General features: G+C 75.4%; 6 protein-coding genes. 1 reads left to right on the top strand and 5 read right to left on the bottom strand.

The annotated features are described in order from the left end of the window. On the bottom strand, positions 1-1,123 hold a 1,123-nt coding region (locus tag ABZ945_RS31640), incomplete at its 3' end, for an aminotransferase class I/II-fold pyridoxal phosphate-dependent enzyme (protein ID WP_361276685.1). A gap of 34 nt (positions 1,124-1,157) precedes the next feature. Between ABZ945_RS31640 and ABZ945_RS31635 the strand changes: the two genes are divergently transcribed. Continuing rightward, positions 1,158-1,844 (top strand): pyridoxamine 5'-phosphate oxidase family protein, encoded by a 687-nt coding sequence (locus ABZ945_RS31635; RefSeq protein WP_361276682.1) that lies wholly within the window; start codon positions 1,158-1,160, stop codon positions 1,842-1,844. A gap of 19 nt (positions 1,845-1,863) precedes the next feature. Here the strand turns inward: ABZ945_RS31635 and ABZ945_RS31630 are convergent, their stop codons facing one another. From ABZ945_RS31630 to ABZ945_RS31615, 4 genes are all read right to left on the bottom strand, one after another. Next, positions 1,864-2,814 (bottom strand): EamA family transporter, encoded by a 951-nt coding sequence (locus ABZ945_RS31630; protein ID WP_361276679.1) that lies wholly within the window; start codon positions 2,812-2,814, stop codon positions 1,864-1,866. A gap of 259 nt (positions 2,815-3,073) precedes the next feature. Beyond that, positions 3,074-4,075: an EamA family transporter gene (locus ABZ945_RS31625; RefSeq protein WP_361276676.1), complete on the bottom strand. Its 1,002-nt coding sequence runs from the start codon at positions 4,073-4,075 to the stop codon at positions 3,074-3,076. A gap of 40 nt (positions 4,076-4,115) precedes the next feature. Then, on the bottom strand, positions 4,116-4,571 hold the full coding sequence (locus ABZ945_RS31620) for a Clp protease N-terminal domain-containing protein (protein WP_361276674.1): 456 nt from the start codon (positions 4,569-4,571) through the stop codon (positions 4,116-4,118). 273 nt (positions 4,572-4,844) lie between these two features. Beyond that, a complete protein-coding gene (locus ABZ945_RS31615) occupies positions 4,845-5,540 on the bottom strand; it encodes a PadR family transcriptional regulator (protein WP_361276671.1) in 696 nt (231 codons plus the stop codon). Positions 5,541-6,000: the final 460 nt, after the last annotated feature.

Here is a 6,000-nt window from a genome sequence, read left to right as displayed (position 1 = left end):
TTGGAGCTGCACCCGGCCAGTCGGCCGAAGCCCAGGGCCTCCTGGGCGACCAGGGTGCGGAACGCGGTGACCACCGCGCGGCGGCCACCGCCGCCGGGTCCACCGCGCCGCCGCGCCACAGCTCGGCGACGGCCCGCTGGAGCAGCCGGCTCACCCAGCCGGGCCCGAGGTGCTGGCGGCCCTGCACCCGGTCGACCGTGACCGGGTCCCCGGTCAGCGCGGCGACCCGCAGATCCGGCCCGTACGCCTTGGCGACCGAGCGGACGAACACCCAGCGACCGGTGGAGCCGGACAGCGGGTGCAGCGGCAGGTCCACGAAGGCGTGCCCGTGGTCGTCCTCGATCAGCAGCACCTCCGGCCGGCGGGCCAGGATCGCGCGCAGCGACTCGGCCCGCTCCGCGCCCACCACCGCCCCGGTCGGGTTCTGCGCGCGGGCGGTGACCACCATCGCCCGGGCGCCGGCCGCCAGGGCGGCCTCCAGCGCGTCCGGCAGCGGCCCGTCGTCGTCCACGGCGACCGGCACCGGCCGCAGCCCGAGCGCCGGTACGAGGTCCAGCACACTCGCCCACCCGGGGTCCTCCACGGCCACCGCGTCCCCGGGGCGCAGATGGACCGCGAGCACCCGCTCGATCGCGTCGAGCGTCCCGGAGGTGACGGCGAGGGGCCCGTCCGGCACCCCGTCGGCGCTCATCCCGGCCCGCGCCAGCCTGCCGAAGTCCTCGTCCACCGGCGGCTGCCCGTACAGCACGGGCTCCTCGGCCGCCCGCCGCGCGGCCACCGCGAAGGCGTCCCCGAGCGGCGGCAGCAGCGCCGGGTCCGGGTTGCCCTCGGCCAGGTTGCGCGCCCCCGGCGGCGGCTCGATCCGCAGCGAGCCGCGCGCGGTGGTGGCCGGGCGGGCGCGCACCCGGCTGCCCCGGCGTCCGGCCGTCTCGATCACCCCGCGCTCGCGCAGCGTCCGGTACGCGGCCGCGACCGTGTTCGGGTTGACCCCGAGGTGGGCAGCCAACTCCCGCATGGGCGGCAGCGCTTGGCCCGGTTCCAGGGTGCCGTCGGCCACCCCGCGCTCGACGCTGGCGGCGATCTCCGATGCGCCCCGACCTGAGATCCGATACTCTTCTAGCACAAAACACATTATGCACTAGTGCAATGGAGATGTCATGCCGAAGGCCGCCACGGACGCCGCCCCTGCCACCGCGCGCTATGCCGCCACCGACCGCACGGTGCCGACGCGGTCACGGGAACGGGCCTCGTACGACCGGGAGGTGGTGCACGCGATCCTGGACGAGGCCTACGTCTGCCACCTCGGCTTCGTCCGGGACGGCGCCCCGGTGGTGCTGCCCACGCTCTACGGCCGGGTCGGCGAGCGGCTGTACGTCCACGGCTCGACCGGCTCGCGGCCGCTGCGCGCGGCGGGGCAGGCCGACCCGGGACTGCCGGTCTGCCTGACCGTCACCCATGTCGACGGGCTGGTGCTGGCCAGGTCGGCGTTCCACCACTCGATCAACTACCGCTCGGTGGTGGTGCACGGCATCGCCCACCAGGTCACCGACCCGGCGGAGAAGAGCGCGGCGCTGGACGCCCTGGTAGACCATGTGGTGCCGGGGCGCGCCGCCGACTCCCGCCCGGGCGACGCCAAGGAGCTGGCGGCGACCGCCGTCCTCCGGCTCGACCTCGCCGAGGTGTCGGCGAAGATCCGCACCGGCGGCCCGAACGACGAGCCGGAGGACCTGACGCTGCCGTACTGGACGGGGGTCGTCCCGCTCACCCGCGGCTACGGCGCGCCGATCCCCGCCGACGACCTGGACCCGGCGGTGGCGCTGCCGGAGTACCTCTCCGCGCTCTGAGCCCCGGTCCGCCTCCCGCTCACCCCCGGCCCCTGCCCCGGGTCTCGGCGACCGCCAGCCCCGCCACCGCGGCCAGCAGCAGCGCCGTCCCGGCCACCGTGGCCGCGGTCAGCCGCTCGTCCAGCACGGTGACCGCGAGCACCGCCGCGCTCACCGGCTCCAGCAGCATGATCACCGACACGGTGGCCGAGCGGACCCGGGCGGCGCCGGTGAAGTACAGGGCGTACGCCAGCGCGGTCGGCACCGCCGCCACGTACAGCAGCAGTCCCAGTACGGCGGGGGTGTGCGTGCCGTGCGGGAGGAGCCCCTCGGCCAGGGCGAGCGGCAGCAGCCCGGCGGAGCCGACCGCGAACGCCCAGGCGGTGCCGGTCAGCGTGTCCCCGCCGCCGTCCCGGCCGAGCCGGCGGGTGCCCACCGTCATCACCGCGTAGGCCGCGGCCGACAGCAGGGCCAGGGCCACCCCGGCGGGCCGCACCGTCCCGGTGTCGCCGCCCAGGACCAGCACGACCAGCCCGGCCAGGGCCCCGGCAACCGCGACGATCCCGCCGCGTCCGAGCCGTTCGCCCAGCAGCAGCCGGGCGCCGCACGCGATGAGCACCGGGCCCGCGCCCAGGGTGACCACGGTGCCCACGGCCAGCCCGGTGGCGTCCACGGCGGCGAAGTAGGCGCTCTGGAAGACGGTGAGCCCGATCCCCGTCACGGCGATGCGCAGCACCCGGCGGCGGCGCGGCTCGGCGAGCGCCGAGGGGCACGGCCCGCGCAGCCGGAGCGCCGCCAGCAGTAGCACCAGTCCGCCGGCGCAGCGCCAGAAGGAGAGCGCCATGGGCCCGAGGTCGCTGGCCGCGAAGACCAGCGAGGCGGCCGCGCCGGCGGTGCCCCAGGCGACTCCGGCGACGATCAGACAGAGCAGATACCGCCCGACGGGAGCCTCGGTGGGCAGGGCGGGGGTGGGCAGGGTGGAGGACGACACGTGACCTCTCCGTACTTCTCCGGACTTCTCCGGGTGATGACGAGACGGCGGTTTGTCGCTGGTCGCCGGCCCGAGTCCGCGAAGGCCCCGGGCCGGGTACGCGGGCAGCGACGCACCGCTCGCGGCGTCAGCGTTCACGCCCGAGCCCGGTGTCCGTCGAAGGAGAAGGCGCCCCCGGCCGGCCGAGGCCGGGCGAGGGGTCTGCCGCCCGCGTTACGCGGCGGGCGGCGGAAGTGCGGTCGAATGCATGATCGTCACCCTATCCGGCGTTCCGCTCCACGGCACCGGCCTTCTCCACCGGCCCGGCCCCGGCCGCAGGTGCTCCTGACACGGACACCGCCGGGGCCTTGGGCGTGGTCGACTGGGCGATGAACGCGCCCACCAGGACCACCGCTCCCCCCACCACCTGCGGCGCGGACAGATGCTCCCGCAGCAGCACCCAGGCCAGCACCGTGGCCACCACCGCCTCCAGGCAGGCCACCACGCCCGCCACCTGGGTGGAGAGCCGGCGCACCGAGACGATTCCGGTGAGGTACGCGACCACCGTGGCGATCAGCACGATCCAGCCGACCAGCAGCCAGGCCGCCACCGGGGTGCCGCCCATGTCCGCCCGCCCGGCCAGCACCGCCGCGTCCATGTTCCACGGCCGGGAGATGACCGTGAGCACCACCGCGCCGATCAGCAGCCCGAAGGCGATCACGCCCATCGGGTCGGCCGGCCGGTCCTCCTCGCCGCCCTCTCCCCCGTGCCCGCTGAGCACGAAGTAGCCGACCTGGCAGCAGGCCGCGCCCAGCGCGAGCAGCACCCCGAGCGGGTCGAAGCGCAGCCCCGACCAGACCTCCACCACACAGGCGAGGCCGCCGACCGCGAGGACCGCGCCGAGCACGGCGGCCCGGGTGACGGAGCGCCGCTGCACGAACCGCACCCAGCCGAGCACCAGCACCGGCGCCAGATACTCGATGAGCAGCGCCACCCCGACCGGGATACGGGAGATCGCGGCGAAGTAGCAGGCCTGCACACCGGCCACGGCGAGCAGGCCGAACCCGACGAGCAGGGCCGGCCGGCGGCGCAGCAGCGCACGGTGGCGCCAGGCGACGGGCAGCATGACCAGGGCGGCGCCGGTCACCCGCAGCCACACCACGTGCAGCGGGTCGAGCCCGGCCTCGATCAGCGGCTTGGCCGCGACGCCGGATCCGCCGAAGGCGAAGGCGGAGACCAGGGCGAGCCCGAGGCCGGTTCTCCTGAGGGGGGACGCGTGCATCGGGTCATCATGTCAGCGGCGTACAGCAGCGTAAAACCTGTCACACCTGATGAGACGGGGCGCGGGCGGCGAGCGCGGCGGTGTCCACCCTGGCCCGGCGGAGCACCTCCGCGGCCCGGGAGCCGCCGTCGGCCGCCAGCCCGGCGAGCAGATCGGTCCCCCGCGGCCGATCGTCCCCGCGCCGCAGCGCCCGATCCCGGGCGGCCTCCATGGCGGCGACGGCCGCCGGCGACCAGCCGGGCACCTCCGGCGGCAGTGCGGAGGCCGGCAGTCCGGAGCGCTCCGGGACGCCCTGCCAGCGCAGTCCGTAGCCGATGCTGCGCTGTACGAGATAGCCGAGCACCCGCGCCAGCTCCCCGCCGTCCGGGAAGCAGCCGCGCGCGGCGGGATCGGACTCAAGCAGCGAGTGCAGCAGATGGGCCGTGTCGATCCGGCGCTCACCCTCCCGGTGCGCCCGGCGGCGGGCACCGGCGACCACGGTGGCCGGTTCCAGCACAAGCCGCGCCTCGGCCGCCGAACCGCCGGACGAGGCCGGGCCGGACCCGCTCGGAGAACCGCGGAACGCCGCTGATCGATAAGGAAGACCCTGCACGCTCCCACCCCACCATCCGGGCGCCGCCCCCTCCATCCCCACCCGGGCTGAACCGGTGCTCCCACGCGAGGTGGGCCGGCCCCCGCCGCCCTCATCCTCAGGGAGGAGGGGGGTGGACGCCGAAGAGCCCGCGGCCGACGACCGCGGGCTCCCCTGGTCCGTACCCCGGATCCCCCGTCAGTCCTCGTCGGCCAGGATCAGATACAGCTTCTTGCGGGCCTCGTTGATGACACCGAGCGCCTTCTCCCGCTGCTCGGCACTGCCGGTCTTCCAGACCTGCCCGAACGCCTCCAGCAGCCCGAACCCGGCCTGCCGCACCTCGTTCACGGCCTCCCAGTCGACCCCCTTGCCGGCTTCCTCCCACGGAGCGTCCGGCCCCGCCTCGGCCTCGGCGCGCCCGGCCTCGGTGAGCGCGAAGAGCTTCTTGCCGCCCTCGCTCTCACTGCCGATCAGCCCCTCGTCCTCCAGCAGTTGCAGGGTCGGGTAGACCGACCCGGGGCTGGGCCGCCAGGCGCCGCCGCTGCGCTCGGCGATCTCGCGGATCATCTCGTACCCGTGCATCGGGCGGTCCTTGAGCAGCGCCAGGATCGAGGCGCGCACATCGCCGCGCCGCGCCCGGCCACGGCCGCCCCCGCGCCCCCGGCCCCCGAACGGCGGTCCGCCGCCGAACGGCCCGCCCCCGAAGGGGCCACCGCCGAAGCCCGGCCCGAACGGTCCGAACGCGGCGCGCAGCCGCTCGAACTCGCCCCCCTCACCCCAACCGCGCGGCCCCGGCCCGCACGCCCCGTGCCGCCGGCCGGGGCCCGGCCCGCGCTCATGGCCGCGCTCGTGCCCGTGGTCCTGCGGCTGTCCCGAAAATCCCTGGAAACGCATCTGCTGCCACTCCCTCGCTCATCGCCATCGTCGACCAGTCGGCCGCAAGCTTTTCAACCGCTCGCGACACTTCAACGATATATCGGAAACAGTCGCCGAGCAAGCGTCCGTACGGAACTCGACCGGAGCCCTGTGCCGTCGCTCTCCGGTGCGAGGTGTCATGCGCTCCGGTAACCGGTGTGCGAGGGGGCCCCGCGATGGCATACCGTGGCCGGGCTTCTGCGCCGGAGGACCCGGCAGCAGTGGCCGGACTTCCTGTTCCTTCTCCGCCGGTCTTGAGGTGACGTCCTATCAACCAGGCCATCTAGCCGTCCGCGTTCCCCACGTGCCGAGTCGTCGCACGTGTCCGGGGGCGGACGTCGCGCTGGCCTGAGTTGCGTCACCCCCCGTTCTCTGTCTTCTCCCGGGTGCAGCTCTGCCGTCTGCCCCGGGTCTCGTGTGGTCGCTTCCCGGCGTCGCC

The sequence above is a fragment of the Streptomyces sp. NPDC046887 genome (genome assembly GCF_040644755.1).
Taxonomy (GTDB): domain Bacteria; phylum Actinomycetota; class Actinomycetes; order Streptomycetales; family Streptomycetaceae; genus Streptomyces; species Streptomyces lichenis.
The sequence above is the reverse complement of the archived record's forward strand: the minus strand, read 5'-3'. Positions and strand labels throughout refer to the sequence as shown.

What these genes read in the sequence shown, in the direction of transcription:
- ABZ945_RS31635 (WP_361276682.1), top strand. Translation starts at nt 1,158, where the DNA reads ATGCCGAAGGCCGCCACGGACGCCGCCCCTGCCACCGCGCGCTATGCC.
- ABZ945_RS31625 (WP_361276676.1), bottom strand. Translation starts at nt 4,075, where the DNA reads ATGCACGCGTCCCCCCTCAGGAGAACCGGCCTCGGGCTCGCCCTGGTC.
- ABZ945_RS31615 (WP_361276671.1), bottom strand. Translation starts at nt 5,540, where the DNA reads ATGCGTTTCCAGGGATTTTCGGGACAGCCGCAGGACCACGGGCACGAG.